Source organism: Roseovarius tolerans (genome assembly GCF_900109855.1).
GTDB lineage: Bacteria > Pseudomonadota > Alphaproteobacteria > Rhodobacterales > Rhodobacteraceae > Roseovarius > Roseovarius tolerans.
In genome coordinates this window covers 203,606-230,561 of the sequence record NZ_FOBO01000005.1, presented here as the reverse complement: position 1 = coordinate 230,561, position 26,956 = coordinate 203,606, and the positions used below count along the sequence as shown (strand labels likewise).

Sequence of the window (26,956 nt, the reverse complement as noted above, 5' to 3'; positions counted from 1 at the left end):
CGCCGTGTGGCCGGATTGAAATCCAGCCGCTGGCGCTGGCACCTGGATGAGATGTTCGTGAAAATCAACGGTGAGAGACATTATCTGTGGCGAGCCGTTGATCACGAAGGCGAAGTTCTGGAAAGTTTCGTGACCAAGACGCGCGACAAGAAAGCCGCGCTGAAATTCCTAAAGAAAGCAATGCGCAAGCATGGTCGACCAGACGTCATTGTCACGGACCGGCTGCGCTCGTACGGTGCTGCGATGAAGGAAATCGGCAATGCCGATCGACAGGAAACGGGGCGTTGGTTGAACAATCGAGCCGAGAATTCCCACCTGCCGTTCCGAAGGCGTGAGCGAGCGATGTTGCGGTTCAGACGAGTGCGAAGTTTGCAGAAATTCGCCGCCGTACACGCCTCGGTCTACAATCTGTTCAACTCGGAGCGCAGCCTCTACTCAAGATCAAATTTCAAACGGAACCGCGCCGCCGCTCTCGCCGAGTGGCGCAATCTCTGCACGGCATAAAGGACAGCAACCCTGCCCTTCCTGAGACGAGTTCGAATTTGTCTGACACCACTCCCTGACCGCCTTCGAACCGCTCGCTCTCGCCCGTGCCGATAAAGGAGTCGTTCCCCTGCGCGCCGCACGCTCGCGCCTCTACGCGCCGGTGCGCGGCATAGTCAACCGCATCCACAGCCCTACCGTAGGGGCATTGGCCCGCCCCGGTGAGGAACTGATCGAGATCGTTCCGCTTGACGACACACTTCTGGTCGAGGCATATGTGCGCCCCGACGACATCGCCTTTCTCTATCCCGGCCAGCCCGTGAAGGTGACGATCACCGCCTATGACGCCTCGCGCTATGGCAACCTCTCGGGCGAGATCGTCCGCATCGGTGCCGACACAATCACCCGCACCGAGCGCAGCGAGGAAGAGGTCTTCGTCGTGGAAATCCGCACCACCGACACGATCGCCGATGGTGTCGAGGTCGAGATCATGCCGGGCATGGTCGCGCAGGCCGATATCCTCGCGGGGCGCAAGACCGTGCTCGATTACATCCTGCGACCCGTCGTCCGGGTCAAGGAGCGTGCCCTGCGCGACTGAGGCCGCCCGGCCCCGCGCTCAGCCGCGGGCGGCCCGGATCAGGCGCAGGATATCCTGTGCCGCCTCGGGGATATTGGTACCGGGGCCGAAGATCGCCTTGACCCCCGCCTTTTTCAGGAACTCATAATCCTGCTGCGGAATGACACCACCGCAGATCACGAGAATATCCCCGGCATCACGCGCCTCCAACTCCTTGATCAGGCGCGGGGCCAGCGTCTTGTGCCCTGCCGCCTGGCTGCTGATGCCCACCACATGCACATCGTTGTCTATGGCATCTTGCGCGGCCTCTTCTGGGGTCTGAAAGAGCGGACCGACATCGACATCGAACCCGATATCGGCGAAGGCGGTAGCGATCACCTTGGCACCCCGGTCATGCCCGTCCTGGCCCATCTTGACCACTAGCATGCGCGGCCGCCGCCCCTCCTCCTCGGCGAACGCCTCGACCGATTTCTGAATGGCGGCAAAGCCCTCGTCGCCCTCATAGGCCGCGCCATAGACGCCGGCCAGTGTCTTGACCTCGGCGCGGTGACGTCCGAATTCCTTTTCCAGTGCCATGCTGATTTCCCCCACAGTGGCGCGGGCGCGGGCGGCCTCGACCGCCGCGTCCAACAGGTTGCCGCCCTCGCGCGTGCGACGGGTCAATTCATCCAGTGCCGCGTCGCAGGCCGCCTGATCGCGGGTCGCGCGGATACGTTCCAGCGCCTTGATCTGGCCGTCGCGCACCTTGACGTTATCGACATCGAGAATGTCGATCGGGTCTTCCTTGTCCTTGCGATACTTGTTGACGCCGACGATCACCTCGTCACCCCGATCGATCATCGCCTGCCGCGTGGCCGCTGTTTCTTCGATGCGCAGCTTGGGCATGCCGCTCTCGACCGCGCGGGTCATGCCGCCCATTCCCTCGACTTCCTCGATCAACTCCCAGGCCTTTTCGGCCAGATCGTGGGTCAGCTTCTCCACGTAGTAGGAGCCCGCCAATGGGTCGACCACGTTGGTCACGCCGGTTTCCTCCTGCAATATCAACTGTGTATTCCGCGCGATCCGGGCCGAGAAATCGGTGGGCAGGGCAATCGCCTCGTCAAGCGCGTTGGTGTGCAGCGATTGCGTGCCGCCCAGAACTGCGCTCATCGCCTCATAGGCGGTGCGCACCACGTTGTTATAGGGGTCCTGCTCCTGCAAACTCACGCCACTGGTCTGGCAATGGGTACGCAGCATCTTGGATTTCTCGGATGTGGCGTTGAATTCGGTCATGATCCGGTGCCACAGCAGCCGCGCTGCGCGCAGCTTGGCAGCCTCCATGAAGAAATTCATGCCGATGGCGAAAAAGAACGACAGGCGTGGCGCGAAGCTGTCGACGTCCATCCCCGCCTCAATCGCCGCCTTCACATATTCGCGGCCATCGGCCAGCGTATAGGCGAGCTCCTGCACGAGGTTCGCGCCCGCCTCCTGCATGTGGTAGCCGGAAATCGAGATCGAGTTGAAGCGGGGCATATGCTCGGCGGTGTATCCGATGATGTCCGAGACGATCCGCATCGAGGGCGCAGGCGGGTAGATATAGGTATTGCGCACCATGAATTCCTTCAGAATGTCGTTCTGAATGGTGCCCGACAGCGCCGCCCTGTCGTGCCCCTGCTCTTCGCCCGCGACGATGAAGGAGGCCAGCACCGGGATCACCGCGCCGTTCATGGTCATCGAGACGCTGACCTTGTCGAGCGGGATGCCGTCGAAGAGGATTTTCATGTCCTCGACGGAATCAATCGCCACGCCAGCCTTGCCTACATCGCCCTCGACACGCGGATGGTCGCTGTCATAGCCGCGATGTGTCGCCAGATCGAAGGCGACAGACACGCCCTGCTGACCAGCAGCCAGGTTGCGACGGTAAAAGGCGTTCGATTCCTCTGCCGTCGAGAAACCGGCATATTGCCGGATCGTCCAGGGCCGCCCAGCATACATCGTGGCCTTGACGCCACGGGTGAACGGCGCCTCTCCGGGGATGCTCCCAAGGTGCGGCAGGTCGGCCACGTCCTCATGGGTATAAAGCGGCTCCACCTCGATGCCTTCGAGCGTCTTCCATGTCAGATCACTCAGCGGCCGCCCGCGCAGTTCACCCTCTGCAATTTTACGCCAGTCGTCTTTCTTCGATGCCATTCTCTTGTCCTCTTGTCGTGCGATCATCGGGCGGCTGTAGCCCCGCCTCGTTTGATCCGGTTTCCTCTATCAGTCGGGCCAGACCATCCGCCCCGGCACTCAGCCAGAAGAGATCGTCTGCATAGGCCTCTTGCAAGGCCTGTTTCTGGTATCGGTCAAAGGGCTGCCAGCGCCCCTCACCCTCGGGCAGAAGGGCCGCATCGCCACCGCGCGCCGCAACCGCCCGGCGCAACGCAGACAGATCCGGCGCGCGGCCCAGCCAGACGCGCGCGGCGCGGCGAGGGGCTTCGTCAAGTCCGGTCATGTGGCGCAATCGCTCTTCGGGGCGTGCGGCATGGGGCTCGTGGGGCAGAACCAACAGATCGACCCCGGGCAGCGCACAGGCGATGTCGCGGATCACCTCGCGCCAGTGCCGGTTGACCGTGACCAGCCGGTCGAGATCCCCCGCCTCCGGCAGGCGGTGCCCGCGCGCCACGCCATAGGCCAGCGCCGAGGACCACCAAGCATCCTGCCCCCGGATCGAGACCGCCACTCGGCTGATCCGCCCGTCAAAGGCATGGGCAAACCGCGCCATCTGCTCGCCTGCACTGTCATAAAGCCGTCCCTGCCGCAGGTTGCGGCGGGCGGCGCCGATCATGTTCTCGTCACTCACCACGATCCGGCGCAGCCCCGCCTTGCGCGCCTGCGCCAGTCGCAGCGCGATGCGCCCGCGCGCGCGATCCATCTGACGCCTGGCACTTTCGCCGCCAGGCACGGGAATGACCCCGGTCAGGATACCGTCGCGCGTCACGTCAGGGCCCCAATAGCCCACGCCCCGCGCCGCCAGCGTTACGGCATTCGCCCGCATGTAATGTTGAAAACTCGTGGTTGCGGTGCGATGTGCCCCCAGATGCAGGATGATCTCCATGACCGGTTTCGCCTTTCGCCGATATGCCACACACCCCGTGCGGTGCGTGATCCCACGCCACAGGCTGCCCGCGAAAGCTGACGATCCGATTAATCCAAACGATTCCGTCCGCCGCCTGCATTCCCCCTTCGCAATTGTGCGCACAGGGCCTATATCTTGGCCAGCAGGAGAACCCATGAAACATATCTTATCGCTTGTTTTCGCAGTCTTTACCGCCAGTGCCGCGTTGGCCCAGCAGGATGCAGACGCGGGCCTCGACGGCATGATCTTCAGCGCGGATGAGATCAATTTGAGTGATTTGATGTGGATAAAACGGCCACTCGTGGTCTTTGCCGACACTCCCGCCGACCCGCGCTTCGTCGAACAGATGGGATATATCTCTGAACGGCTCGACGCGCTTGAAGAGCGTGACGTTGTGGTGATCACCGATACCGACCCGGAGGCACGCTCCGACATCCGACGCAAATTGCGACCGCGCGGCTTCGGCCTAGTGCTGATCGGCAAGGATGGGGTGATATACCTGCGCAAGCCCGCGCCATGGCACGTGCGCGAGATCGTGCGCTCCATCGACAAGCTGCCCGCCAGACAACGAGAACTACGCGAGCGCCCCGCCGCCGACAGCTGATCCCACACCGCCATCACGCCTCTCCCTGCACGACGATGACATATCCGGCCCCGCGCGCCATCAGGATCAACGCGTGCCGCGTCTCGTCCCAGACCAGAACGGTTGAACTGTCATCGAGCGCATGGCGAAACGCGCTCTCGCTCACCTCGGTCATGCAGGCCCGCGCCTCCAGCCCCGCGCGTCGCATCGCCATGCCGGTGGCGCGATGATGGTTGACCATGGCCACCATCGCCATATCAACCCCCTGCCCCGGCATATCGAGCGCCGCTGCCCCGCGCAGCGCAATCTCGCGCTGCATCCCGGCCACGCTGTCGGTCACAGCAAGCGCCGATTTCACCTGCCCGGTGACCAGATCGTAAAGCCCCACGGCGCAGCCGCGCCGGGCGTCAAACGCCAAGGTTTCACCGATGGCGAACCACTGCCCAAGCCGCCCGCGCTGCGCCGCCTCTTCTTCACGCTGACACGCCGCCAAGAGGGCAAGCGCCGCCAGACAGGCGACGGGCACGCGATTATGGCGCAGGGCGCGGGTCATCCCCTCACTCGAACTCCATGATCACATCATCCACCGCCAGGCTGTCGCCCGGCCCGGCATTGACCTTCGAGACCACGCCGCGGCGTTCCGCGCGCAGGATGTTTTCCATCTTCATCGCCTCCACCGTGCAGAGCGCCTGACCCTCCTGCACCTCGTCGCCCTCGGCCACGTTGACCTTGACGATCAGCCCGGGCATCGGGCAGAGCAGCAGCTTGGATGTATCAGCGGCAAGTTTCTCGGGCATTAACGCCGCCAGTTCCGCCTGCCGGGGCGTGCGCACATGCACCTTGAGGTCGGCACCGCGGCTGCGGATGCGGAAACCCTGGGTGATCTTGCCCACCTTGAGCACCAGCGCGTCGCCATCAACGTCAAGCCGCGCCAGCGTGTCCCCCGGGGTCCAGTCGCTGCTGACGCGCAGGGTGCTGCCATCCTCGAAGCGCACGCTCGCGCCCTCGCGGTCGGCGGCGACGGTCACCGGATAGTCCTGCCCCTGAAGGCTCACCACCCAATCCTCGCCCACATGCCGCTCGTGATTGTCCATCCGTCCCGAGACGCGCGTGCGCCGGATTTCCGCAACCCGGTGCATCGCTGCCGTGCTGGCCGCGATCCGGCGCAGCACGTCCTCGGGCAGTTCCACCCCGCTGAAGCCTTCGGGATATTCCTCGGCGATGAAGGCGGTGGTCATGTCGCCGCTCACGAATTTCGGATGATCCATCACCGCACTGAGGAACGGCAGGTTGTGGCCGATCCCCTCCACCTCGAAGGCGTCGAGCGCGTTGCGCATGCCCTCGATGGCCGCCGCGCGCGTCGGGCCCCAAGTGCAAAGCTTGGCGATCATCGGGTCGTAATACATGCTGATCTCGCCGCCCTCGTAGACGCCGGTATCGTTGCGCACCACGGCACCCTCGATATCGAGCTCTTCGGGCGGGCGATAGCGGGTCAGACGACCGATCGAGGGCAGGAAGCCGCGGTACGGATCCTCGGCATAAAGCCGGTTCTCGATCGCCCAGCCGTTGATTGTCACATCGTCCTGGGAGAGCGCCAGCTTTTCACCGTAGGCCACGCGAATCATATGCTCGACCAGATCGACGCCGGTGATCAGTTCCGTCACCGGGTGTTCCACCTGCAGACGGGTGTTCATCTCAAGGAAGTAGAAATTGCGGTCGCCATCGACGATGAATTCCACCGTGCCCGCACTGGCATAGCCAACGGCATGGGCAAGTGCCAAGGACTGCTCGCCCATGGCGCAGCGGGTCTCCTCATCAAGGAACGGGCTTGGGGCCTCCTCCACGACCTTCTGATTGCGCCGTTGGATACTGCATTCACGCTCGTTGAGGTACACGCCGTTGCCGTGATTGTCACAGAGCACCTGAATCTCGATGTGGCGCGGCTGCGTCACGAATTTCTCGATGAAAATCCGGTCATCGCCAAAGGAACTTGCCGCTTCGTTCTTGGAGCTTTGAAAACCCTCGCGCGCTTCGTCGTCACTCCACGCGATGCGCATGCCCTTGCCGCCGCCGCCGGCACTGGCCTTGATCATAACCGGATAGCCGATCTCGTTGGAAATCTTGACCGCCTCATCGGCATCCTCGATCAGGCCCATATACCCCGGAACGGTGCTGACATCCGCCTCCTGCGCGATCTTCTTCGAGGTGATCTTGTCGCCCATCGCCTCAATCGCCTTCACCGGCGGGCCGACAAAGGCCACGCCCTCGGCCTCCAGCGCCTTGGCGAATTTGGGGTTTTCCGACAGGAAGCCGTAGCCCGGATGCACCGCCTCGGCCCCGGTCTGACGAATCGCCTCCATCACCTTGTCGATGACGATATAGCTCTCATTCGCGGGAGGCGGGCCGATATGCACCGCCTCATCCGCCATCTGCACATGCAGCGCGTTGCGGTCGGCGTCGGAATAGATCGCCACGGTCGCAATCCCCATCTTGCGCGCCGTCTTGATGACGCGGCAGGCGATTTCGCCCCGGTTCGCGATCAGGATCTTCTTGAACATGCTATCGGTCCCTTCTTGAGAGTCTTGGCCACGCGACAACGTCAGTCGCGGGGCCGGTTTGGCGCTTGGCATAAAAAAGACCACCGCTGCCCGAGGCAGCGATGGCCGAATTGGAATAGGTCCGCGCGGCGCGCGTGACCGGGCTCAGATCATTAGCAACGGCCTGGATAGGCCTGACAATAGACGACGTTGCCCGCAGCCCCGACGGCTGCACCTGTGATGACGCTGCCGCCGACCACGGCCCCGGTGACGGCACCCGCCCCGCCGCCCAGAAGGGCCTGTTCCGGCACCGTGTCACCACAGGCCGCAAGCCCGAGAAGGGCAATCGCAGCAATGGCAGACGCAATCTTAGGTTGTTTTCTCTGCAGCTTTCTAGTCTCTTGCATGGGCCTGCGGCTCCTTTTGTAAGCGCGTTTTGATCCGCGCCACAAAAGCGCAGTCCGCGCGCTGCGTCAAAGCGGTCCTGCCTCCACGCAGCGTAACCGGCGAACTGCCGCTCACTTCTGTAAGGTTCTGCAAAAATTGAAAAAGTGGGCGGCGTGAGCAAGTCTGCACACAGCCGCCCAACAGGGGAAGGGTAACGGAAATGACATATGGTCAAAGCCGCTGGGGAACGGGCCTCCATTACCTGCTCTATGATGGCATCGCTTGCAGCGCGCGCCAAACCCAAACCGCAACGCAGCGCTGTATCGGCGAGGCTTTGCGCATTTCCGCACGCATTGCGCGAATTCATGCCGATCCGGGCATCGCTCATTCGTCCAGACCCTCGAAGATCTCGGGGAAATTCGCCCGTGCCACAGGAACGTCGAGCACCAGTAGCGCCTCGTAACTTTCGGGATCGAACGAGTCTTCTGCGGGCTTGACCTCGCGGCCCAGAAACCAGCTCAGACGCCCGGCATCGAGGTTACCGCGCTCGAACGGCTGATCGCCGAAACACTCCCACAGCGCGCGCAGAAACCCGACATCGGCCCGCTTGTCAGCGGGGCGGCGATCCCGGTAACGCTCGCGCGGGGTTAGCGGCGTGGCCCCCTTGGGGTTGGCGCGGCGAATGGTGAATTGGTAATCCGTACCCGGCAGACGCCCGGGAAATCCGCGATGCTTCAGCATATCGCGCCCTCCGGATCACAGGGGCGCATCGGCGGTCGTAGTGCCGGAGCGGATGGTGACACCCGCTCCGGAGCAAGCCCGATGGGCTTACTTGTACTTGCCAGTGCTGACCGGCTCGGTCGAGATGGGCTCGGGTTCAACGACCACGAACTCTTCTTCCGCGGGCTGTGCGCAGGCTGCGACAAAGGCGACGAGGCCGATGGCGATAACGCTCTTGATGCTGTTCGACATGTATAACTCCTGTCTCTCGTATCTTCGAAAACTGGCGCGCGCAGACATAGTGCCGACGCCCGCCAAGTGGGCGAGGTAAAGGTTGCTTGGGTGCAACCCTCAGGCAAGCTAGCCGAAAATTCAAGATTTGAATACATGCAATCCGCAAACCGGCGCGCATGTGTCCGCAAAGTCGCAGTCCTCAATCCCGGAAGATCCGGCCCCGCAAGATATTGCGTTCGCATCAAAACATCTCCCAGATGCAGGTATCGCCCTCGGGCCGATATGCCTCGAAGACCTGTATGACGGCGGGATCGTAAACCCCGAATTCCGAGGGCCGATCGGCGAGCGAGATCACCACGCGGCCCGGTCGCGGCCCGATATTGGACAGCCGGGGCAAGGCATAGGTCACGCACAGCCATTCAAGATCCTCCATCACCCGTTCCAACCCGGCCTCACCGCCCTCAAACCCCTCCGCCACAAAGCGGAACCTGTAGGTCAGACCGCCGCCGGCGGGCCGATCTGTCAGCACCTCGTGAACCCGTGCCTCCAGCCCCGATGGCAGCCGCAGCACCTCCTCCTGCGCCGCGGCTGCAAGGGGCAGCGCCAGCAGCACGAGCGCCGTGCCCGCCGCCAGCCTCACCGCCCCGATCCCGTCCAGCGCGCCACGCGCGCCGGGTCATCGAAGAGCGCGGCGATCCGCGCCTCGGCGTCAATACGGGCAAACCGCCCTGCCACCGCACCGCCCGCCCGGAGCCGGAGACCCTCCTCCTCGCGCCAGACACGCACCACCGGGGCAAAGCCGCGCAAATGTTGCAAGGCACGCCACATGTCCTGCCGCACCCGATGCGCCACGCGGACGCGCGATGCCTCTGGCAGGTGCCCCTCGACCGCCAGATCGAAGCGCGCGGGCAGGCGCCGCGCCAGCGTCACCGCGCCGTCCTCCTCGCGGATCAGATGCCAGCGGTCGCGGGCCATGTTCCTCCTCGTTTCTTCTCGCCATGAATATCCCCGTGGAGTCACCCGGCACCGGCGACGGGGGCGGCGCCCCTTGTCATCACAACGGGATATTATCGTGCTTCTTCCAGGGCATCTTCTTCGTCTTGTTGCGCAGCGATGCAAACGCCCGGCTTACCCGCATCCGCGTGCTGCGCGGCTGGATCACTTCGTCAATGAACCCGCGCTCGGCAGCGACGAAGGGGTTGGCAAAGCGATCCTCGTAGCTATTGGTATGCGCGGCGATCTTCTCCGCATCGCCGAGGTCAGAGCGATAGATGATCTCGGTCGCGCCCTTGGCCCCCATCACCGCGATCTCCGAGGTGGGCCAGGCATAGTTGAAATCGGCGCGCAGATGCTTGGAGGCCATCACAACATAAGCCCCGCCATAGGCCTTGCGGGTGATCACCGTGACCTTCGGCACCGTCGCCTCGCCATAGGCATAGAGCAGCTTGGCGCCATGCTTGATCACCCCGCCATATTCCTGCCCCGTGCCGGGCAGGAAGCCGGGCACGTCGACCAGCGTCAGGATCGGGATCTCGAAACAGTCGCAGAACCTTACGAAGCGTGCCGCCTTGCGGCTGCTGTCGATATCGAGACAACCCGCCAACACCATGGGCTGATTGGCCACGACGCCGACGGTCTGACCCTCCAGCCGGATGAATCCGGTGATCATGTTCTTGGCGAATTCGGCCTGAATCTCGTAGAAGTCCGCCTCATCCGCGATCTTGTGGATCAGCTCCTTCATGTCATAGGGCATGTTGGGATTGTCGGGGATCAGCGTATCAAGGCTTGTCTCCACCCGGCCCGGCTCGTCAAAGAACGGGCGCTTGGGCGGTTTCTCGCGGTTGTTGAGCGGCAGGAAATCCACCAGCCGTCGCACCTCGGCCAACGCCTCGACATCATTCTCGAAGGCCGCATCGGCAACCGAGCTCTTGCGCGTATGGGTCACAGCCCCGCCCAACTCTTCTGCCGTCACCTGCTCGTTGGTCACAGTCTTGACCACGTCAGGGCCGGTAACGAACATGTACGAGCTGTCTTTGACCATGAAGATGAAGTCGGTCATTGCAGGGCTGTAGACCGCACCACCCGCACACGGGCCCATGATGACGCTGATCTGCGGCACCACGCCCGAGGCCTCGATATTACGTTGAAACACCTCGCCATAGCCCGCAAGGCTATCGACGCCTTCCTGGATTCGTGCGCCACCCGAATCGTTGATGCCGATGACGGGCGCACCGTTCTCGACGGCCATATCCATGATCTTGCAGATCTTCTGCGCATGGGTGGCGCTGACCGATCCGCCCAGCACCGTGAAGTCCTGGCTGAAGACATAGACCTGACGGCCGTTGATCGTGCCCCATCCGGTCACGACGCCGTCGCCATAGGGGCGGTTCTTTTCCATGCCGAAATCGGTGCAGCGATGCGCCATGAACATGTCGAATTCCTCGAAACTGCCCTCGTCGAGCAACAGTTCGACGCGCTCGCGCGCGGTCAGCTTGCCGCGCCCGTGCTGCGCCTCGATGCGGGCCTCACCGCCGCCCAATCGCGCGTCTGCACGGCGGCTTTCGAGTTCCTCCAGAATGTCTTTCATGGCACTCCCCTCTCTCATGTTGCGCGCAGCATAAGGAGTGCGGCGCGCAGGACCAAACAGAATCCGGCAAATTTGCAAATTTACGCAAATACACAGCTGCATAACTGTAAAACTGCAAACCATCCGTGGATTTGCGCGTCGCCGCGATGGACATCTCCGCAAGACCCGCCTAGCCATGAGCGCATGAGCCCGGAACCACGCGTCCGCTACCTGGACCGCGCCACACCACCGCATATCTCGACGCTGATCCTGCTCGCGGGGCTGTCGGCGCTTGCGATGAACATCTTTCTCCCCTCACTGCCGGGCATGGTCGCCTATTTCAAGAGCGAATACCGGCTGATCCAGCTTTCGGTGGCGCTTTATCTGGGAGTAAACGCCGCGCTTCAGCTTCTGATGGGGCCGATTTCCGACCGTTGGGGGCGACGCCCGGTGATCCTCTGGGGGCTGGGGTTGTTTCTGGTGGCGACGCTTGGCTGCCTTGCGGCACCCAATGTCTACGTCTTTCTCACCTTCCGCATGGTGCAGGCCAGTGTCGTGGTGGCCATGGTCCTGTCCCGCGCCATCGTGCGGGACATGGTGCCACAGGATCGCGCAGCCTCGATGATCGGCTACGTCACGATGGGCATGGCGGTGGTGCCGATGATCGGCCCGGCCTTTGGCGGGCTGCTCGACGAGGTCTTCGGCTGGCAGGCGAATTTCTGGGCGCTGTTCCTCCTCGGTGCCGCCCTGTTCGCCCTCTGCTGGCGTGATCTTGGCGAGACCGCCCCGCTGACCGGACGCACCCTGCTGCAACAGTTCCGCGACTATCCCGCGCTGCTGACCTCGCGCCGGTTCTGGGGCTATGCGGCGGCGGCGGGGCTGTCGTCGGGCTCGTTCTTCGCCTATCTCGGCGGCGCGCCGTATGTCGGCGATCAGGTTTTTGGCCTGCCACCTTCGACCTTGGGGCTGCTATTCGGCGCGCCTGCCATCGGCTATTTCCTCGGAAACTTCGCCTCGGGCCGCTACTCGATGCGCTTCGGCGTCAATCGGATGGTGCTCTGGGGCGCGCTCTTCAACGCAGGCGGCATCGGGCTCAACCTCGCGCTCTTTCAGCTCGGTCACGGCTCACCGCTCACATTCTTCGGGCTGATGACCTTCATGGGGCTGGGGAATGGCATGGTGATCCCCAACGCCACCGCAGGGGCGCTTTCGATCCGTCCCGATCTTGCGGGCACTGCAAGCGGGCTTTCGGGCGCGCTGATGATCGGGCTGGGCGCGGCCCTTTCAGCTCTGGCGGGGATGCTTCTGACACCGGGCAGCGGAGCGGTCACGCTCCTGTCGATCATGTTCGCCACCGGGCTGGCAGCGGTACTCACCATCCTCCTGGTCATCCGCCGCGAACGCCGATTGGGCTTGACGCAATAGACCGCGCAACCTTCTTCGCTCAGAGACCGCCGTCGCTTACTCCTGCGCGCTGCGCATCTGCTCTGCGATCTGAGATGCCCATTCCCCGATGATCGGCAGGAACTCTATCTGGCTCAGAGCCCAGAGGATGAGCGACAACAGCACTGTCGCGCCCAACACCGTACCAAGCCCCACCGCCAGCCCACGCGCGAAGTTGAACGCCAGAAGGCGCGGCATGTTGTTATGGATGCGCACGAAGCGATGCCGGTTCAGGGTCTGAAGCTCGGCCCGCAGGGCGCGCAGTTCCTCACTCAGATCGTCGCTCTCGGCGGGATCATCCTTCATCCGAACGTCGCCACCACGTCATACATCACCGGCTCGAAACTCTTGCACAGCTCGTTGATCTTGCGATTGCGCGCGCGCATCTCGTCGCTGCGCAGCATCGCCTGAAAATCCTCACGCGACCGCCATTGCGAATAATTGGCGATCCGGGTCTGTGCGTCGTTCACATGCAGACCGGCGGCGATGAAACCGGGCTGCTTCGAGATGAAATCGCGATAGGCCTCCTCCAACAGGTCAAGCAGGTCCTGACAGGTGCCCGGTGTCGCCTCGAACGTCGTCAGCACGGTCTGATGGCTGGTCTGGGATGTGATATGCGGCATGGCGCACCTCCTTTGAGTTGAGCCTAGCACGCAGCCGCGACACGGTAAATTCTCCACGCGGCTTAACCCTCGCTTCACCCTTTTTACCGAGAGTTAACGCGGAGGTAACCATGTCGCGATGCCTGGCTCTTGCCGTGCTGCTCTCGCTCTGCCTGTCAGGCCCGGCCCTGCCGGGGGCCTGGCCACGCGAAAAGGGCACCGCGTTCCTGTCTCTCTCCAGACAGGCGGAAGGGCCGGACGACCACGGCATCTACCGCCAAAATTTCACCCTTTATGCCGAATATGGACTGACAGAGCGGCTCACGCTCGGGGTCGATGCAGGCGGCGACGCACTGCGCATGACCAAGGCCATCGGCTTTCTACGTTGGCCGCTGGGACGCGCCGACCGTGGCGTGAAACTCGCCTTTGAACTGGGGGCCGGTCAGGTGGATGGGGAAAACGCCTTGCGCCCGGGCCTGTCGCTTGGGCGCGGCGTCGAATTCGGCAAACTTCAAGGCTGGCTGGCCGCCGATGGCCGCGCGATTCTCTTCACCGGCGGAGGCATGACGCTGGAGACCGACCTGACATTCGGCCTGTCCCTCACCAAACGCAGCAAGGTGATTCTGCAAATACAGGCCGGGCAGCCCGACCTCGGGGGCGCCTACACCCGTTTCGCCCCGTCCTTCGTATTCGAGACCAAACCCGGCGCACATATCGAATTCGGCCTGACAGAGCCGCTCCTCGGCGACGGTGATCGCGGTATCAAAATGGGGCTCTGGCGCAAATTCTGAACGCCAGAGCCCGCCCATCCTCAGAGCGCATCGTCAATGCGTACCCGCAGGATGACCCGGCCTGACACAGGCGTTGGCCAGCGCAGATTGACGCGATCGTTCTCCGCACCCTGGCTTGCCTCGAAATAGGGCACCACATGCGTCACCTCACCACCGCCACTGCGCAGCGGCCCATCGGCCAGAACAGATTCGACGGTCTGTGCCCAAGCCCCGAACGGCAGGCGCGGGGCCGGTTCGATGACCCATACGGCGCTCGCACTCGCCTCTTCTTGCGCCATGACAAGCGGGCTTTCAGCCTGAACGTCGATGTTGTGAAAGGTGTTCTCGACAAAGGTGATGCCGCGCACCCGGTCGAAATCCAGATCGGCAAAACTGGTATCCACCGTCTCCACCCGGTCAATCGACCCGATCGCACGAAACGTATTGCCGGTCACGGTCATGCCATTCAGGAAATGCCCTGGGCCGTGCGGCTTGACCGTGATGAAGGTGAACCATGGTGCCATATCGCTCGCAAGAAAGACATTGCCGGTGACGCTCAGCGCGCTGAACGAAAACTCCCCCGAGAAATCCGGCGCAGAATCGTGCTCGTTCGCCCATTCAAGGAAACAGTTGTCGATATAGTTGCCGCTGATCATACCGCGATTGTTGGTGCGGGTCAGCACGAAGCCCGCGCTACGCACGCCGTTCGACGCCGAATCCCCCTGAAACACATGATTGTCGGTGATCAGCGAGCTTGATCCGGCCATCACCGCGAAATGCCGAAAAAACGTTGCGCGGTTGTCGCGGATCTTGAGGTCGTTGGCATTGGCGTTGAACCCGATGCTGGCGCGTTCGGTCACCAGAAGCGGGCTCTCGTTCGAGAGAAACTGGCAGCGGTCGATCATCATACCCTGATCGCCTTCACCGTGGCTGGTGATGCCGCGATCCTTGGGACGGGTTATGAAACAGTCGCGAAAATGGTTGGCCGAGCCCGAAGGCGGCAGCAACACGGCGCTGCAATCACCCGAGCACTGGAAATCCACCTCCGAAAACACCATGCGCGACACGTCCTGAAAGCCGCTGAAATCGAGCATGTACTTGAACCGGCGAAAGGTGAACACCTGCGTGCCTGCGGCATCAAAAAGCGGCTGGCTAAGCGTCAACCGCCCGGCGGCGATGTTGCGCGACGTGACATAGACCTCGCGGCCCACGCCATTGCCCTCGACCAGCGATCCCACGGCAATATTCGCCACATTCGCCACATTCGACAGGCGTTTATCGTTGCTGTCGGGATCATAACTCGCCTGCGATGTGACTGTATCGGTCTCCCATGCCGGTGTCGGAAAAACCGAGAATTGGCCGTTCTGGATCACGTGACGCTGATTGAACGTGCTGCGATTGCCCACGGCGGCGGCCATGTCTATAGGTTCGCGCAGCGCAATCTTGCGCCCCGCCAGATCGAGCGTCACGTGTCCGGCATTGTTCAAAAGCGCCTGATACGCCTTCTTGAAGGCCAGCTCGCTATCGCCAAAAGCATCGATATAGGCGGGCAGGTCGTAATTCTTGGTCAGAGACAGGATCGCGGCATCGGGCATCGCAAGCGTCCCCTCGAACCGGATCCGGCTCTGGATCGTGGTGCTTGCCCCAAGAAAATCCGTGCCCGCCGGGACGATGATCTCGCGCCCGCCCGCCGCCGTATCGGCCGCCTCAAAAGCGGCGTGATCGTCCGTCACCCCGTCGCCGATGGCCCCATAGTCGCGCACATCGACCATGGCGATCACGTCGCGCAGAAAGAACCGGCTGACATCCTCGATCTCGATATCGTCGATCCGCACGACACCGCCCGACGGGCCGGTGAGGTCGATCCCGAAATGGCCGAACACCGCCTGCGGCCCCCAGACCATGTCAACGCCCATGCGCTGCCCTATGCCGACGATGGCCGTGACCTCGACAACCTCGCCATAGGTGGTCAGCGTGACCTGTGCGGCCTCGACCGTCACACCGGTAAGCGCACTCCCACCCGCATGCCCGGCAAAGGCAGCGATCCGCACATTGGGCAGGTTGCCCGCTATGGCCTTGACCCGCGCGCGCACCTGCAGATAACAGCCGGGCAGGATCGGCGTCTCGCCCATGAACCGCAGGCGCTGCACGGCGTCGATCTTCTGCAATTCCAGCGCACCACCGAAATCCTGATCGGCCGGAACAAAGGCCGCATCTGGAGCATTCTCATAGGTATCCGAGCCGGGACGCCCGTCGCCACTCGACCATTGATCGAGCCCTACCGCAAAGGGCCGGGGCATGAAAACGATGCCTTGGGTGATTGCCTTGTTCATGGATATCCCTTTCTCGCTCCCGCGCCGCGCGTGATCGAGTGGGGGAATAGTCACAAGGTATTAACCACGTGTCAGTGCACCGTCACGGTGCCCCGTACCAGGTTCAGGCTGCCACCTCGGGGGCCGCGCGCACCTGCACGCCGTTGATTTTCCAGCCGTCCTCCAGCTCGACCATCTCGTAATCGACGATCCAGGCCTTGCCCGCCGGGCCGCGCACCATCACGCTCTGCCACAGCTTGCCGGCGATCACCTCAGCGTCGAGAAAGGTCACATCCGAGGGCCGCCAGACCATCGGATAGCCCTCACGCACCATCGTGCCAAAGGTCTCGGGCGTGCCGAATTTACGTTGAATGAACGGGCTGGCGAAACTGTAGGCGCGATCCACATCTTCGGCCAGAAACGCCTCGATCTGCGATGAGATCACCGCCCGCAGCGCTGCCTCGTCCGCCTTTGCACCGCCGCTCAGTCCGAGGACAAAGATCAAGGATAAAATGAAATACCGCATGGGAACACCTCCATGCACTAGAGAAATAGGTCGCCATCCTAGCGTTGCAAGCTCTCCAGATAGGCGACCAGATCGGCCATCGGCGGGCTGACCCTCAAAGTCTCGCCTCGTTCAGTGCGCAAGGGCACGCTGCGCGGCTCGAACAAATCACCATAGATCGGCATCTCGCTGCCATGCGCCACAATCGGATCGCGCCCGTCGATACGCTCCACCACCCGGGCCAGCGGAAAATGCCCGCCATTGGCACGCTGCAACGCGGTCAGATCGGTCGGATCAATGGTCAGCACCATCTTCATCGGGCCATTGCCTTGGGCGGCCGGACCGTGACAGGCCGCGCAGTAACGATCATAGACCGCCTTGCCACCCCGCACATCCTGCGCCTGCGCAGCGCTTGCCAGAATTGCGAGGGCCAATAGGAAAACGATGGCTTTCATTGCGGCCTCCTTGCACGCTGTCGCCAGTCTTACCCGAGACAGTGCCGCCCGCCATGATCAAAGTCAAACACCGGCCCACCAGTCCACGAAGCCGTTTGCAAACGGCTTCCAAAGCGGCTTGCAAGCCGCTTGTCACGCGCTTTGCAAAGCGCGTGACAAGGCCTTTGCAAAGGCCTTTTCGCCCTCACCCCGCGAGGTCGAGCACCTGCGCCCAGACTGCATCGGTCACCTCGACCGGATCGGCAGGCCGCTTGCCCTGCCCCGGCAGGCGGGCCCCCTCGTCCTGCGTCGCCCCCTCGGCCACCTGTGCCAGCCGGTCAAAGAACACGCCCGAGACCTCCGGGTCCATCAGCAGGTAATACTGCCCCAGATCATGCGGCGATCCTTCGGGGGCCTTCAGCGGTTTGACATCCTGGCTCAACACGCCGCCGGTCATCCCCGCCGCCAGCAGCTCTGCCATCAGGCCAAAGCCCCAGCCCTTGGGCCCACCGATACTGACCAATGAGCCACCAAGCGCCGCCTCGGGGTCTGTGGTGGGGCGGCCTTCGGCATCGACGGCCCAGCCTTCGGGGATACGCTCGCCTGCGGCCTTGGCCATGGTGATCTTACCCAATGCCACCACCGTCGTCGATTGATCGAACTGCATGGCGATGCCCCCCTGCCCGTCCGGGACCGAAAAGGCGATCGGGTTGGTGCCAATGACCCGCGTCTTGCCACCCGGGGCAGCCACGATGGGCGAGGCATTGGTCATCCCAAGACCAATCAGGCCGCGTTCGGCGATCTGTTCGGTGAAATACCCCAGCGAGGTGCAGGTATGTGCGTGCCCCACCGCAAGGCTCGCCACACCGCAGGCCCGCGCCGCCCCCGCCGCCCGGTCGATCCCCCGGGCAAAGGCGGGCTGCGCGAAGCCGAATTTCGCATCGACCGTCACCACGCCCGGGCGCGGCTGCGTCACCTCGGGCTCCACATCGCCCTTGACGCGCCCGGTCTGCAATTGCCGGCAATAGCTTTCGAGATAGTAGAGCCCGCAAATCCGATTGCCGACGCTTTCCGCCTTGCGCACCGCGCGCGCGACCTGCTCGGCGATCCACGGCTGCGCACCGTGCCGGATCAGCGCCGCGCAGGTCCTTGCCTCGATCTCGTTCAGGGAAATTTGCACCATCCCGCCTCCGCTTGTGTCAGGGACAGCTATGATCGGTGCCCTGCCAGAGGTCAATTCAGACCTTCTGAACCAGCCTTCAGCGACGGCGAAACGCGCGTCGCTCAGCCCGCCACGATCTGCCCCTGGTCGAGCTTGACGACCCGGTCCATCCGCGCCGCCAGATCAAGGTTATGCGTGGCAATCAGGGCCGACAGGCCAGTGCCCCGCACCAAACCCGTCAGCGCCCCGAACACCTGATCCGAAGTGCCGGGATCAAGATTGCCGGTCGGCTCATCGGCCAGCAAAACGCGCGGGCTATTGGCAAGCGCCCGGCAAAAGGCAACACGTTGCTGTTCTCCACCGGACATGGCCGAGGGGCGGTGTCCGGCGCGCGCGCCCACGCCGACCTGCTCAAGCAATTCTTGCGCCCGCGCCTGCGCGGATTTGCGCGCCACACCATTGGCCAGCTGCGGCAGAACGATATTTTCCAGCGCGCTGAACTCGGGCAGCAGGTGGTGGAACTGATAGACGAACCCGACCTCCTGCCGCCGCACCGCCGTGCGCCGCCGGTCGCTCAGCCCGGTCATGTCCTCGCCGCCGACCTCGACCCGGCCCGCATCAGCCACATCCAAGAGCCCCGCGATATGCAAGAGCGTCGACTTGCCCGCCCCCGAGGGCGCCACGAGCGCCACCATCTCGCCCTTCGCCAGCGTCAGATCGGCCCCCGCCAGCACCTGCACCTCGCCGGTCTGCCCCTTGTTGTAGGTCTTCTCGATCCCCGTCAGCCGCAGCATCGCCTCACTCATAGCGCAGCGCCTCCACCGGGTTCATCCGCGCCGCCCGCCGCGCCGGAAAGATCGTCACGACAAAAGACAGCCCCAGAGACAGCACCACCGCAGACAGCACATCGCCCGCCTGCAACTGTGCCGGCAGATGATAGATGCCGCGTATCGACGGATCCCAGACCTGCCCGCCCATCAGCACATTCACAAAACTGAAGATCGGGTCGATATAGATCGCGAAAAGGCACCCCAGAATGACCCCCGCCGCCGTGCCGATCAGCCCGGTAAAGGCACCGCAGATGAAGAAGATGCGCAGCACCGACCCCTCGCTCAACCCAATGGTGCGCAAGATGCCGATGTCGCGCCCCTTGTTCTTGACCAGCATGATCAGCCCGCTTGTGATGTTCATCGCCGCGATCAGCACGAGGATCGAAAGGATCACGAACATCACGTTATCCTCGACCTCCAGCGCGCGCAGGAACGACCCGCTCGAATCCTGCCATGTCCAGACCTGCGACCGCTCGCCAGCCGCCCGCAGCAGGGGTAGCGTCATGTCATCGACGTTTTCCGGGGCCTCGACCATGACCTCCAGCTCATCCGCGCGCCCGTCGCGGTTGAAGAAGGATTGCGCCTCGGCAAACGGCAGATAAACGCGCACCCGGTCGATGTCATAGCGCCCTGCGGTGAAGATATAGACCACCTCATAGGCATTGATGCGCGGGCTTGTGCCAAGCGGTGTCTTGACCCCGTTGGGCGAAATCAGCTTGATCCGCTCGCCGACCGTCACGCCCAGTTCCTCCGCCACCCCCGAGCCGATGGCGATGCCCTGGTCAAACTGCGCGATATCGCCCTGCGAGGCCTCTGGATCGGCCACGCGCGGAATGGTGCGCAGATCTTCCGGCGCGATGCCGAACACCTGTACCCCCGCGTTGCGGTCACGCGCACTGGCCATAACCTGTCCCTTGACCAGCGGGGCTACGCGGGTAACGCCCGATACGTCGCGCACCCGCGCCGCCATCGCCTGGTAGTCCTCGATGGTGCGATCTATGCGGCCTGTCTGGGCATCGACCGTACCCGCATTGTAGATCGTGACATGCGCATTCGCCCCCAGGACCGTATCGACGAATTCCGCCCGAAATCCCGAGCGGACGGAAAGCGTCGCAATCAGCGCGAATACCGCCAACGTGATGCCGACCAGGCTGATCCAAGTCATCACGCTCACGCCCCCCTCGGCGCGCTTGGCGCGCAGATAGCGCCACGCGATCATCCACTCAAAAGCGGCAAAGGGGGCGGTCGATCTGGCCATTCCAGCTCCTTGGTCAAGTCGCGCGGACAGTGCTGTTTTCGATAGGGGGCGTCAAGGTCGTGCGGCGCATCTGCGCGGCGGCGGCCAATGCGCCGCTGATGCAACCCGGCGGGCAACACCGAAGCACCTGCATCACGAGACCTCACATTCCGCCGAGCGGCTCTGGTACGTCCCCTGACCGCGACCACCTTGTAAGAGCAACCACACGAAAGGTGCCGCCATGCAACGCCCCAGCTACCCGTCAAACCTGGCGCAGCCGCCGGTCTATCGTCGCCCCCTGCCGTGGCGGTTCGACGCCTGGGCCGCCATCTGACGCGACCGCAAGGCCACAGTTGGCAACGCGTGGCAGTCCCAAAGCACATTTGGTTTTTGCGCTCTTGCATCGCCTCGGTATAACGACGACATCCCGTTCAGGAGGTTTGTCCATGACCCATCGCCGCCATTTTCTCGCGACCGGCCTTGCCGCCATTGCACCTGCGCTTGTGCCGGGCCTTGCCCGGGCCTTTGAGCTTGATGCGAAATTCACGCCCCAAGAGGTGACGTTCGACACGAAATACCAGCCCGGCCAGTTGATCGTGCTGCCGCGGGCGCATTTCCTGTATCTGGTCACCGAACCGGGCCGCGCCCGCCGCTATGGCGTGGGGGTGGGTCGTGCGGGACTGGAATTCAGCGGCACCGCCACCATCGACGTCAAGAAGAAATGGCCCACGTGGCGCCCTACAAATGAGATGATCGAACGCGAGCCGCGAACCTATGGCCGCTTCAAGGACAACGACTACGTCCAACCCGGCGGCCCAGAGAACCCGCTCGGCTCGCGTGCGCTCTACCTATTTCAGAACGGGCGTGACACCTATTACCGTATCCACGGCACAACGCAGCCATCCTCAATCGGGCGCTCGGTCTCGAACGGCTGCATCCGCATGATCAACGACCATGTGCAGGATCTCTATGAACGCGTGCCTGTCGGAACCGTGGTCACCGTTCTCTAGGACAGCGGATAACACCACCGGACCGGGGCGCGCGTCCCGGTTCATGAATGGAAAAAATTTCAGGCTGAATTCTGCAACTCGCCCGACGGCCCTTCGCGATCATACTTGATTTTCAAAAGTCTCAATCCCATAATCGAGGTCGCGACGTTACCACTATCGACCATCTGCTCCTTCTACGGCTCAGTCACTCGATCTTGCACGACAGAGCCGGGCTGCCGCAGTCCCGCGGGCAGCAAAAAAATGAAGGAGATCAGAACGATGGCTTCTGGCACCGTAAAATGGTTCAATTCCACAAAAGGCTACGGCTTCATCGCTCCCGATGGCGGCGGCAAGGACGTGTTCGTCCATATTTCCGCCGTTGAGCGCGCCGGTCTGACCGGTCTGGCCGATGACCAGAAAGTGAATTTCGACATCGAAGCCGGCCGTGACGGTCGCGAATCCGCGTCGAACATCACCCTCGCCTAAGGCGTTGACAGATTTGACGGAATTGGGCCCCGCGCGGGCCCTTTTTCATTGCGCGGTTTCATTTCGTGGTAGCGATCAGATCGGCCACATGCGGCCCCAATGCCTCAACGATCCGCCGCACGCCTTCGGCATTGGGATGGATGCCGTCGGGCTGAAAATAGCGCTGCAACGTCGCCGGGTCGCCTTCACCCAGCCCGGCAAAAAACTCCGGCGCCAGCATCGCGTCGTAAGCCTCCGACAATTCGGGGTAAATCGCGTCGAACTCGGCCTTGTAAGTGGCCCCGTAATTGCCCGGCGCAGCCATCGGGACCAGCAAGACCCCGACACCGCGCTCCTCGGCCACCTGTAGAATTGTCTCTATGTTTCCGCGACTTACCGCCGGGTCAATACCACGCAATAGGTCATTGCCGCCAAGCGTCACGATCATCGCGTCAATCTCGGGCGTCAGGCTCCAGTCCACCCGCGCGGCCCCGCCCGCCGTGGTATCCCCGGATACGCCGGCGTTGATCAGGTCGGCCTCAACCTCTTGACCTTTCAGCCAATTCCGCATCTGGGGAACAAAGCCATCTTCCTCGGGCAACCCGTAGCCCTGGGTCAGACTGTCACCCAATGCCAAAACCGTGACCGGTTCTGCCGCGCTTGCCGGGCTGACAAGCGCGCCGATCACGGCTAAGACCTTGCCCATCCCCCGCAGGGCCCCATATGTCAAAAAACCCTTTTCAATCAGGCGCAAACGCATGAACTCTCCTCTTCTGTCCCTCTCCGATGCCTCGCTTGCACTGGAGGGGAATACCGGTCTCGTCCGGATACTCCACGGGATCACGCTGGATGTCCACCGGGGCGAGAGTGTCGGTCTGGTCGGCCCCTCCGGCTCCGGCAAATCTTCGCTGCTGATGCTGATGGGCGGGCTGGAGCGCGCCACCGGCGGCACCGTCCGCGCGCTCGATCATGATCTCGGCGCGCAGACCGAGGATCAGCTTGCCCGCCTGCGCCGTGACAATTTCGGTGTTGTTTTTCAATCCTTTCACCTCATCCCGACGATGACCGCGCTGGAAAATGTCGCGACACCGCTGGAACTCGCGGGCGCGCCCGATGCCGATGCCCGCGCGCTCGAGGAACTCACCACCGTCGGGCTCGCGGACCGCGCCGGGCACTACCCTTCGCAGCTTTCGGGCGGGGAACAGCAGCGCGTGGCGCTCGCCCGTGCCGCTGCACCGCGCCCGGCGATCATCCTTGCCGATGAGCCAACCGGCAACCTCGACAGCAGCACCGGCGAGACGATCATCGAGTTGCTGTTCGGATTGCGCGACCGCCACGGCGCGACGCTGGTTCTGGTGACCCACGATTCGGATCTCGCCATGCGTTGCGACCGCGTGATCAGCCTGCGCGACGGGCGCATCGAGGCAGCCGCATGAGTGTGAGAACAGCGGCGAAATTCGCCCGGCGAGAGCTACGCGGCGGCCTGCGCGGGTTTCGCATCTTCCTTGCCTGCGTGATCCTCGGGGTGGCCGCCATCGCCGCTGTCGGCACCCTGCGCGAAAGCGTGCGCGCCGGGCTTGCCGATCAGGGCGCAGCGCTTCTGGGGGGCGACGCCGAACTCGAACTGACCTACCGCTTCGCCACCGAGGCCGAGCGAGACTGGATGGAGGGCGCGGCCATTGAGGTCTCGGAAATCGCCGATTTTCGCTCCATGGCGCTCGGACCCGAGGGCACACGCGAACTCACGCAGATCAAGGCGGTCGATAGTGCCTATCCCCTTGTCGGAGAGATAGAAATATCCCCCGACATGCCGCTCAAGGCGGCGCTTGCCGGGGCGAATGACCTGCCCGGCGCGGTGATGCAGCCGCTCTTGATCTCCCGCCTCGGCCTCGACATCGGCGATACGTTTCGACTTGGAGAGCAGGAGTTTCGCCTCATGGCCGAACTGGTGCGCGAGCCCGACCCCTCGCGGGCGGGCTTCGGTCTCGGTCCCCGCACCATCGTCGCGCGCGCAGCGCTTGACGGCTCCGGGCTGTTGTCACCCGGCTCGCTCTTCACCTCGAAATACCGGCTGACCCTGCCCCCCGGCACCGATCTCGCCGCGATGGAGCGCCGCGCCACCGAAGAACTAGACGGCAGCGGCTTTCGCTGGAACGACGCCCGCAACGCCAGCCCCCGCGTCGCCGAATTCGTCACCCGCCTCGGGGCGTTCCTCGTGCTCGTTGGGCTCTCGGGCCTTGCCGTGGGCGGCGTCGGCATCTCGGCGGCGCTGCGCAGTTATCTGGCGGGCAAGGTGCAGGTCATCGCCACATTGCGCAGCCTCGGCGCGGATCAGCGGACGATCTTTCTGACTTACTTTCTTCAGGTCGGTGTTCTGGCCGTTCTCGGCATCATCGGCGGGCTGATCCTCGGCGTTGGTCTGCCGGTCCTGCTCGGGCCGTTCATCGCCGCGCGCCTGCCGGTGCCTGCGGTCTTTGCCGCCTATCCCGCCCCGATGATCGAGGCGACGCTCTACAGCATTCTCAGCGTGCTGATCTTCACCCTCTGGCCCCTTGCCCGGGCGCGCGAAGTGCGCGCAGCGGCGCTCTACCGCGAGGCGGCGGGCGCGCGTCACGGCTGGCCCGGCACGCCCTATGTCATTGCCACGCTTGTGCTTATCGGCCTTTTGCTGACTGCGGCGGCGCTCTTTTCCGGCAACCTGACGCTCACCCTCTGGACGGCGGGCGGGATCATCGGCGCGCTTGGCGCGTTGAGCCTCGCCGCCCTCGCCGTGCAACGCGCCGCCCGCGCCCTGCGCCCCCGTCTGCGCACCCGTCCCGCGCTTGGCTGGGCGCTCGGGGCGATCGGCGGGCCGGGCAGCACCGCCGCCCCGGTCATGCTCTCGCTCGGGCTGGGCCTCACGGTGCTCGCCGCCGTCGGACAGATCGACGGCAACCTGCGGCGTGCCATCGCCGGAGACCTGCCTGAGCGCGCGCCGTCCTTCTTCTTCGTCGATCTGCAAAAGGACCAGATGGCGTGGTTCCTCGACCGGCTGGAGACCGACCCGGCGGTCAGCCGCATCGACCATGCGCCGATGCTGCGCGGTATCATCAGCCGCATCAACAACCGCCCGGCGCGCGAGGTGGCCCCGGGGCATTGGGTGGTCGAAGGCGACCGCGCGATCAGCTATGCCGAGACGCTGCCCGCACGCACCACCCTCACCGCAGGCGACTGGTGGGGCAATGATTACACCGGGCAGCCGCAGCTCAGCTTCGCTGCCGAAGAGGCGGCGGAAATGGGCATCGGCCTCGGCGACGAGATCACCGTCAACATCCTCGGACGGGATATCACCGCGCCCATCACCTCGCTGCGCGAGGTCGATTTCTCCAGCGTCGGCATGGGCTTTGTCATGCTGATGAACCCTTCCGCCCTCGCCGGTGCGCCCCATACCTTCATCGCAACCGTCTACGCCGACAGCGAGGCCGCCGAAGAGATGATCCTGCGCGAGGTCACCGACCGCTATCCCAATGTCACCGCGATCAACGTGCGCGATGCGCTGACGCGGGTGACCGATCTTCTGGCCAGCCTCGCCTCTGCCACCTCCTGGGGGGCGTCGGTCACGCTGCTCACGGGCTTTCTGGTGCTGATCGGGGCGGCGGCGGCGGATGCCCGCGCGCGCACCTATGAGGCCGCGATCCTCAAGACGCTTGGCGCGGCGCGCGCGCAGATCCTGACCAGCATAGCGCTGCGTGCCGTCCTGCTGGGCACAGCCGCGGGCGGCGTGGCGCTCGCGGCGGGCATCGGCGGGGGCTGGGCGGTCAGCCATTTCGTGATGGAGACGCCCTTCACGGTGATCTGGCCCTCGGCGCTTGCCATCGTGGCGGGCGGCATCGCGGTCACACTGCTGGCCGGGCTCGCCTTCGCCCTGCGCCCCCTGCGCGCCCGCCCCGCCCGCATCCTGCGGGCCCGTGAATAGCCCCTTTTTTTGGCAAAAATACTCTCGGGGGTCCGGGGGTGAAACCCCCGGCGGATAGGTCGGCGTAAGCCGGTCGATGATCCCGTCACCAAACGCCACGTTGATTTTGCGCAACCCGGCTGGCACTGCATGCGCGCATCGAAAGGAGTGCTCATGAGTGATTCGCTGCCCATCCCGCTTTCTCCCCCGCTGACGCCCGCGCAGCAGACCGCGCTGGTCAATCTCGTGCGCCGTGCCGCGCGGGCCGAGATCATGCCGCGCTTCCGCACGGTGACCCGCGCCGAGGCCGACACCAAATCCGGGCCGACAGATCTGGTGACCGAGGCCGACCGTCAGGCCTAGGCGATGCTGGCGCGCGGGCTGCAACGGATGTTTCCGCATGCCCTGATCGTGGGCGAAGAGGCCGTGGCCGAGAACCCGGATTTGCGCGATGCGGTGGCCGAAGCAGAACTCGCCTTTATAATTGACCCGGTCGATGGCACCTGGAATTTCGTCCACGGCCTGCCGCTCTTCGGGGTGATCATCGCCGTCACCCGCTTTGGCCGCCCGGTTCTGGGGTTGCTGCATGATCCAGTCTCCGACGATTGGATCATCGCCGATGAGGCAAGCCCCGCGCGCCTTACCGCAGCTCTCGGGTCCGAACGCGCGGTACGCGTCTCAAAGGGCGGCGACCTGGCGGATCTGCAAGGCTACATCCATTTCTATCTCATGCCACAGGATCAGCAGGAGCGCGTAGCCCCGCTTCTTACGGCACTGGCCCGGTGTTTTGCCTTGCGCTGTTCGTGCCACGAATACCGCCTGCTGGCGCAGGGCGCGGTGGATTTCACGCTGTCCGGCGTGCTCAACCCTTGGGATCACGCAGCGGGCGTGCTGATCTGCCAACAGGCGGGAGGTGTCGCGCGGATGCTTGACGGGCGCGACTACAACACAGCGATCACAAAAGGGTTTCTGCTCTGCGCGTCGAACCAGCCCACATGGCACCGCTTGCGCGATCATTTCGCCTGCCTTCTCGAGGATTGAGCGGGAACCATCAGTTTTTCATTGCCGTAAATCCGCCATAACGGCATG

General features: G+C 63.7%; 30 protein-coding genes. 11 read left to right on the top strand and 19 right to left on the bottom strand.

The features are described from left to right. Together BMX04_RS07180 and BMX04_RS07175 are read left to right on the top strand one after the other, a co-directional pair. A partial coding sequence (locus BMX04_RS07180) for an IS6 family transposase (RefSeq protein WP_083398119.1) occupies positions 1-504 on the top strand: 504 nt, incomplete at its 5' end. Positions 505-646: 142 nt separating this feature from the next. Beyond that, a complete protein-coding gene (locus BMX04_RS07175; RefSeq protein ID WP_244888498.1) occupies positions 647-1,081 on the top strand; it encodes a beta-barrel domain-containing protein in 435 nt (144 codons plus the stop codon). 18 nt (positions 1,082-1,099) lie between these two features. Here the strand turns inward: BMX04_RS07175 and scpA are convergent, their stop codons facing one another. Both scpA and BMX04_RS07165 read right to left on the bottom strand, forming a co-directional pair. Continuing rightward, on the bottom strand, positions 1,100-3,229 hold the full coding sequence (gene scpA / locus BMX04_RS07170) for a methylmalonyl-CoA mutase (protein WP_074785616.1): 2,130 nt from the start codon (positions 3,227-3,229) through the stop codon (positions 1,100-1,102). After that, positions 3,201-4,136 carry a hypothetical protein gene (locus BMX04_RS07165; RefSeq protein WP_074785615.1) on the bottom strand — a complete coding sequence of 312 codons (936 nt, stop codon included), beginning with the start codon at positions 4,134-4,136 and terminating at the stop codon, positions 3,201-3,203. The genes scpA and BMX04_RS07165 overlap by 29 nt, the downstream gene beginning before the upstream one ends. Positions 4,137-4,311: 175 nt before the next feature. On the opposite strand from BMX04_RS07165, the gene BMX04_RS07160 reads away from it, so the two are divergent. Next, entirely contained in the window at positions 4,312-4,761 is a 450-nt protein-coding gene (locus BMX04_RS07160; RefSeq protein WP_074785614.1) for a DUF4174 domain-containing protein, read from the top strand. A 13-nt stretch (positions 4,762-4,774) separates the two neighbouring features. Here the strand turns inward: BMX04_RS07160 and BMX04_RS07155 are convergent, their stop codons facing one another. From BMX04_RS07155 to BMX04_RS07125, 8 genes are all read right to left on the bottom strand, one after another. Then, on the bottom strand, positions 4,775-5,293 hold the full coding sequence (locus BMX04_RS07155) for a hypothetical protein (RefSeq protein ID WP_050663036.1): 519 nt from the start codon (positions 5,291-5,293) through the stop codon (positions 4,775-4,777). A 4-nt stretch (positions 5,294-5,297) separates the two neighbouring features. Continuing rightward, entirely contained in the window at positions 5,298-7,298 is a 2,001-nt protein-coding gene (locus BMX04_RS07150; protein ID WP_074785613.1) for an acetyl-CoA carboxylase biotin carboxylase subunit, read from the bottom strand. Between the two features lie 152 nt (positions 7,299-7,450). Next, positions 7,451-7,684: a hypothetical protein gene (locus BMX04_RS07145; protein ID WP_074785612.1), complete on the bottom strand. Its 234-nt coding sequence runs from the start codon at positions 7,682-7,684 to the stop codon at positions 7,451-7,453. A 364-nt stretch (positions 7,685-8,048) separates the two neighbouring features. Continuing rightward, entirely contained in the window at positions 8,049-8,405 is a 357-nt protein-coding gene (locus BMX04_RS07140) for a hypothetical protein (RefSeq protein WP_074785611.1), read from the bottom strand. 87 nt (positions 8,406-8,492) lie between these two features. Beyond that, positions 8,493-8,636, bottom strand: coding sequence for a hypothetical protein (locus tag BMX04_RS19375; protein WP_162838259.1), 144 nt, complete (start codon positions 8,634-8,636; stop codon positions 8,493-8,495). A gap of 223 nt (positions 8,637-8,859) precedes the next feature. Next, positions 8,860-9,258 (bottom strand): DUF6497 family protein, encoded by a 399-nt coding sequence (locus BMX04_RS07135; RefSeq protein WP_244888497.1) that lies wholly within the window; start codon positions 9,256-9,258, stop codon positions 8,860-8,862. Continuing rightward, on the bottom strand, positions 9,255-9,593 hold the full coding sequence (locus BMX04_RS07130) for a hypothetical protein (RefSeq protein ID WP_074785610.1): 339 nt from the start codon (positions 9,591-9,593) through the stop codon (positions 9,255-9,257). Before BMX04_RS07130 ends, BMX04_RS07135 begins: the two co-directional genes overlap by 4 nt. A 79-nt stretch (positions 9,594-9,672) precedes the next feature. Then, positions 9,673-11,205, bottom strand: coding sequence for an acyl-CoA carboxylase subunit beta (locus BMX04_RS07125; RefSeq protein WP_074785609.1), 1,533 nt, complete (start codon positions 11,203-11,205; stop codon positions 9,673-9,675). 183 nt (positions 11,206-11,388) lie between these two features. Between BMX04_RS07125 and BMX04_RS07120 the strand changes: the two genes are divergently transcribed. Beyond that, on the top strand, positions 11,389-12,609 hold the full coding sequence (locus BMX04_RS07120) for a multidrug effflux MFS transporter (RefSeq protein WP_074785608.1): 1,221 nt from the start codon (positions 11,389-11,391) through the stop codon (positions 12,607-12,609). A 36-nt stretch (positions 12,610-12,645) separates the two neighbouring features. On the opposite strand, the gene BMX04_RS07115 is transcribed toward BMX04_RS07120, so the two are convergent. Together BMX04_RS07115 and BMX04_RS07110 are read right to left on the bottom strand one after the other, a co-directional pair. Continuing rightward, positions 12,646-12,933 (bottom strand): DUF5665 domain-containing protein, encoded by a 288-nt coding sequence (locus BMX04_RS07115; RefSeq protein ID WP_050663045.1) that lies wholly within the window; start codon positions 12,931-12,933, stop codon positions 12,646-12,648. Further along, on the bottom strand, positions 12,930-13,250 hold the full coding sequence (locus BMX04_RS07110) for an antibiotic biosynthesis monooxygenase family protein (RefSeq protein ID WP_050663046.1): 321 nt from the start codon (positions 13,248-13,250) through the stop codon (positions 12,930-12,932). The genes BMX04_RS07115 and BMX04_RS07110 overlap by 4 nt, the downstream gene beginning before the upstream one ends. Before the next feature lie 110 nt (positions 13,251-13,360). On the opposite strand from BMX04_RS07110, the gene BMX04_RS07105 reads away from it, so the two are divergent. Beyond that, positions 13,361-14,020 carry a hypothetical protein gene (locus BMX04_RS07105; protein WP_074785607.1) on the top strand — a complete coding sequence of 220 codons (660 nt, stop codon included), beginning with the start codon at positions 13,361-13,363 and terminating at the stop codon, positions 14,018-14,020. A 20-nt stretch (positions 14,021-14,040) separates the two neighbouring features. Here BMX04_RS07105 and BMX04_RS07100 read toward each other — a convergent pair whose 3' ends face one another. The 6 genes from BMX04_RS07100 to BMX04_RS07075 form a co-directional block, all read right to left on the bottom strand. Beyond that, positions 14,041-16,332: a hypothetical protein gene (locus BMX04_RS07100; protein ID WP_074785606.1), complete on the bottom strand. Its 2,292-nt coding sequence runs from the start codon at positions 16,330-16,332 to the stop codon at positions 14,041-14,043. A gap of 103 nt (positions 16,333-16,435) precedes the next feature. After that, on the bottom strand, positions 16,436-16,837 hold the full coding sequence (locus BMX04_RS07095) for a DUF4864 domain-containing protein (protein ID WP_050663049.1): 402 nt from the start codon (positions 16,835-16,837) through the stop codon (positions 16,436-16,438). A gap of 38 nt (positions 16,838-16,875) precedes the next feature. After that, positions 16,876-17,271 carry a c-type cytochrome gene (locus BMX04_RS07090; RefSeq protein WP_074785605.1) on the bottom strand — a complete coding sequence of 132 codons (396 nt, stop codon included), beginning with the start codon at positions 17,269-17,271 and terminating at the stop codon, positions 16,876-16,878. A 184-nt stretch (positions 17,272-17,455) separates the two neighbouring features. Further along, positions 17,456-18,433: an Ldh family oxidoreductase gene (locus BMX04_RS07085; RefSeq protein ID WP_074785604.1), complete on the bottom strand. Its 978-nt coding sequence runs from the start codon at positions 18,431-18,433 to the stop codon at positions 17,456-17,458. Positions 18,434-18,534: 101 nt separating this feature from the next. Further along, positions 18,535-19,218 carry an ABC transporter ATP-binding protein gene (locus BMX04_RS07080; protein WP_074785603.1) on the bottom strand — a complete coding sequence of 228 codons (684 nt, stop codon included), beginning with the start codon at positions 19,216-19,218 and terminating at the stop codon, positions 18,535-18,537. Continuing rightward, positions 19,211-20,500, bottom strand: coding sequence for a lipoprotein-releasing ABC transporter permease subunit (locus BMX04_RS07075; RefSeq protein WP_074785602.1), 1,290 nt, complete (start codon positions 20,498-20,500; stop codon positions 19,211-19,213). The genes BMX04_RS07080 and BMX04_RS07075 overlap by 8 nt, the downstream gene beginning before the upstream one ends. 425 nt (positions 20,501-20,925) lie before the next feature. Between BMX04_RS07075 and BMX04_RS07070 the strand changes: the two genes are divergently transcribed. Continuing rightward, positions 20,926-21,489, top strand: coding sequence for a L,D-transpeptidase (locus BMX04_RS07070; RefSeq protein ID WP_050663054.1), 564 nt, complete (start codon positions 20,926-20,928; stop codon positions 21,487-21,489). Positions 21,490-21,747: 258 nt separating this feature from the next. Then, entirely contained in the window at positions 21,748-21,954 is a 207-nt protein-coding gene (locus BMX04_RS07065) for a cold-shock protein (protein WP_050663055.1), read from the top strand. 58 nt (positions 21,955-22,012) lie between these two features. Here the strand turns inward: BMX04_RS07065 and BMX04_RS07060 are convergent, their stop codons facing one another. After that, positions 22,013-22,639: an arylesterase gene (locus tag BMX04_RS07060; protein WP_074785633.1), complete on the bottom strand. Its 627-nt coding sequence runs from the start codon at positions 22,637-22,639 to the stop codon at positions 22,013-22,015. A 52-nt stretch (positions 22,640-22,691) separates the two neighbouring features. On the opposite strand from BMX04_RS07060, the gene BMX04_RS07055 reads away from it, so the two are divergent. From BMX04_RS07055 to BMX04_RS07045, 4 genes are all read left to right on the top strand, one after another. Beyond that, positions 22,692-23,369, top strand: a complete 678-nt coding sequence (locus tag BMX04_RS07055; protein ID WP_074785601.1) for an ABC transporter ATP-binding protein — start codon at positions 22,692-22,694, stop codon at positions 23,367-23,369. Further along, positions 23,366-25,888, top strand: a complete 2,523-nt coding sequence (locus tag BMX04_RS07050; protein ID WP_074785600.1) for an ABC transporter permease — start codon at positions 23,366-23,368, stop codon at positions 25,886-25,888. The genes BMX04_RS07055 and BMX04_RS07050 overlap by 4 nt, the downstream gene beginning before the upstream one ends. Positions 25,889-26,041: 153 nt before the next feature. After that, complete coding sequence (locus BMX04_RS19815; protein WP_338101066.1) at positions 26,042-26,230, top strand: hypothetical protein; 189 nt, start codon at positions 26,042-26,044, stop codon at positions 26,228-26,230. Between the two features lie 3 nt (positions 26,231-26,233). Next, positions 26,234-26,908, top strand: a complete 675-nt coding sequence (locus BMX04_RS07045; RefSeq protein ID WP_338101065.1) for an inositol monophosphatase family protein — start codon at positions 26,234-26,236, stop codon at positions 26,906-26,908. The last annotated feature ends 48 nt before the right edge of the window (positions 26,909-26,956 follow it).

Bases quoted from the DNA above. Each gene is read 5' to 3' on its own strand.
- BMX04_RS07045 (WP_338101065.1), top strand. From the start codon at position 26,234: ATGCTGGCGCGCGGGCTGCAACGGATGTTTCCGCATGCCCTGATCGTG.
- BMX04_RS07165 (WP_074785615.1), bottom strand. From the start codon at position 4,136: ATGGAGATCATCCTGCATCTGGGGGCACATCGCACCGCAACCACGAGT.
- BMX04_RS19815 (WP_338101066.1), top strand. From the start codon at position 26,042: ATGAGTGATTCGCTGCCCATCCCGCTTTCTCCCCCGCTGACGCCCGCG.
- BMX04_RS07090 (WP_074785605.1), bottom strand. From the start codon at position 17,271: ATGAAAGCCATCGTTTTCCTATTGGCCCTCGCAATTCTGGCAAGCGCT.
- BMX04_RS07115 (WP_050663045.1), bottom strand. From the start codon at position 12,933: ATGAAGGATGATCCCGCCGAGAGCGACGATCTGAGTGAGGAACTGCGC.
- BMX04_RS19375 (WP_162838259.1), bottom strand. From the start codon at position 8,636: ATGTCGAACAGCATCAAGAGCGTTATCGCCATCGGCCTCGTCGCCTTT.
- scpA (WP_074785616.1), bottom strand. From the start codon at position 3,229: ATGGCATCGAAGAAAGACGACTGGCGTAAAATTGCAGAGGGTGAACTG.
- BMX04_RS07085 (WP_074785604.1), bottom strand. From the start codon at position 18,433: ATGGTGCAAATTTCCCTGAACGAGATCGAGGCAAGGACCTGCGCGGCG.
- BMX04_RS07055 (WP_074785601.1), top strand. From the start codon at position 22,692: ATGAACTCTCCTCTTCTGTCCCTCTCCGATGCCTCGCTTGCACTGGAG.
- BMX04_RS07060 (WP_074785633.1), bottom strand. From the start codon at position 22,639: ATGGGCAAGGTCTTAGCCGTGATCGGCGCGCTTGTCAGCCCGGCAAGC.
- BMX04_RS07160 (WP_074785614.1), top strand. From the start codon at position 4,312: ATGAAACATATCTTATCGCTTGTTTTCGCAGTCTTTACCGCCAGTGCC.
- BMX04_RS07150 (WP_074785613.1), bottom strand. From the start codon at position 7,298: ATGTTCAAGAAGATCCTGATCGCGAACCGGGGCGAAATCGCCTGCCGC.
- BMX04_RS07100 (WP_074785606.1), bottom strand. From the start codon at position 16,332: ATGAACAAGGCAATCACCCAAGGCATCGTTTTCATGCCCCGGCCCTTT.
- BMX04_RS07120 (WP_074785608.1), top strand. From the start codon at position 11,389: ATGAGCCCGGAACCACGCGTCCGCTACCTGGACCGCGCCACACCACCG.
- BMX04_RS07140 (WP_074785611.1), bottom strand. From the start codon at position 8,405: ATGCTGAAGCATCGCGGATTTCCCGGGCGTCTGCCGGGTACGGATTAC.
- BMX04_RS07145 (WP_074785612.1), bottom strand. From the start codon at position 7,684: ATGCAAGAGACTAGAAAGCTGCAGAGAAAACAACCTAAGATTGCGTCT.
- BMX04_RS07075 (WP_074785602.1), bottom strand. From the start codon at position 20,500: ATGGCCAGATCGACCGCCCCCTTTGCCGCTTTTGAGTGGATGATCGCG.
- BMX04_RS07110 (WP_050663046.1), bottom strand. From the start codon at position 13,250: ATGCCGCATATCACATCCCAGACCAGCCATCAGACCGTGCTGACGACG.
- BMX04_RS07080 (WP_074785603.1), bottom strand. From the start codon at position 19,218: ATGAGTGAGGCGATGCTGCGGCTGACGGGGATCGAGAAGACCTACAAC.
- BMX04_RS07095 (WP_050663049.1), bottom strand. From the start codon at position 16,837: ATGCGGTATTTCATTTTATCCTTGATCTTTGTCCTCGGACTGAGCGGC.
- BMX04_RS07105 (WP_074785607.1), top strand. From the start codon at position 13,361: ATGTCGCGATGCCTGGCTCTTGCCGTGCTGCTCTCGCTCTGCCTGTCA.
- BMX04_RS07070 (WP_050663054.1), top strand. From the start codon at position 20,926: ATGACCCATCGCCGCCATTTTCTCGCGACCGGCCTTGCCGCCATTGCA.
- BMX04_RS07125 (WP_074785609.1), bottom strand. From the start codon at position 11,205: ATGAAAGACATTCTGGAGGAACTCGAAAGCCGCCGTGCAGACGCGCGA.
- BMX04_RS07065 (WP_050663055.1), top strand. From the start codon at position 21,748: ATGGCTTCTGGCACCGTAAAATGGTTCAATTCCACAAAAGGCTACGGC.
- BMX04_RS07050 (WP_074785600.1), top strand. From the start codon at position 23,366: ATGAGTGTGAGAACAGCGGCGAAATTCGCCCGGCGAGAGCTACGCGGC.
- BMX04_RS07155 (WP_050663036.1), bottom strand. From the start codon at position 5,293: ATGACCCGCGCCCTGCGCCATAATCGCGTGCCCGTCGCCTGTCTGGCG.
- BMX04_RS07130 (WP_074785610.1), bottom strand. From the start codon at position 9,593: ATGGCCCGCGACCGCTGGCATCTGATCCGCGAGGAGGACGGCGCGGTG.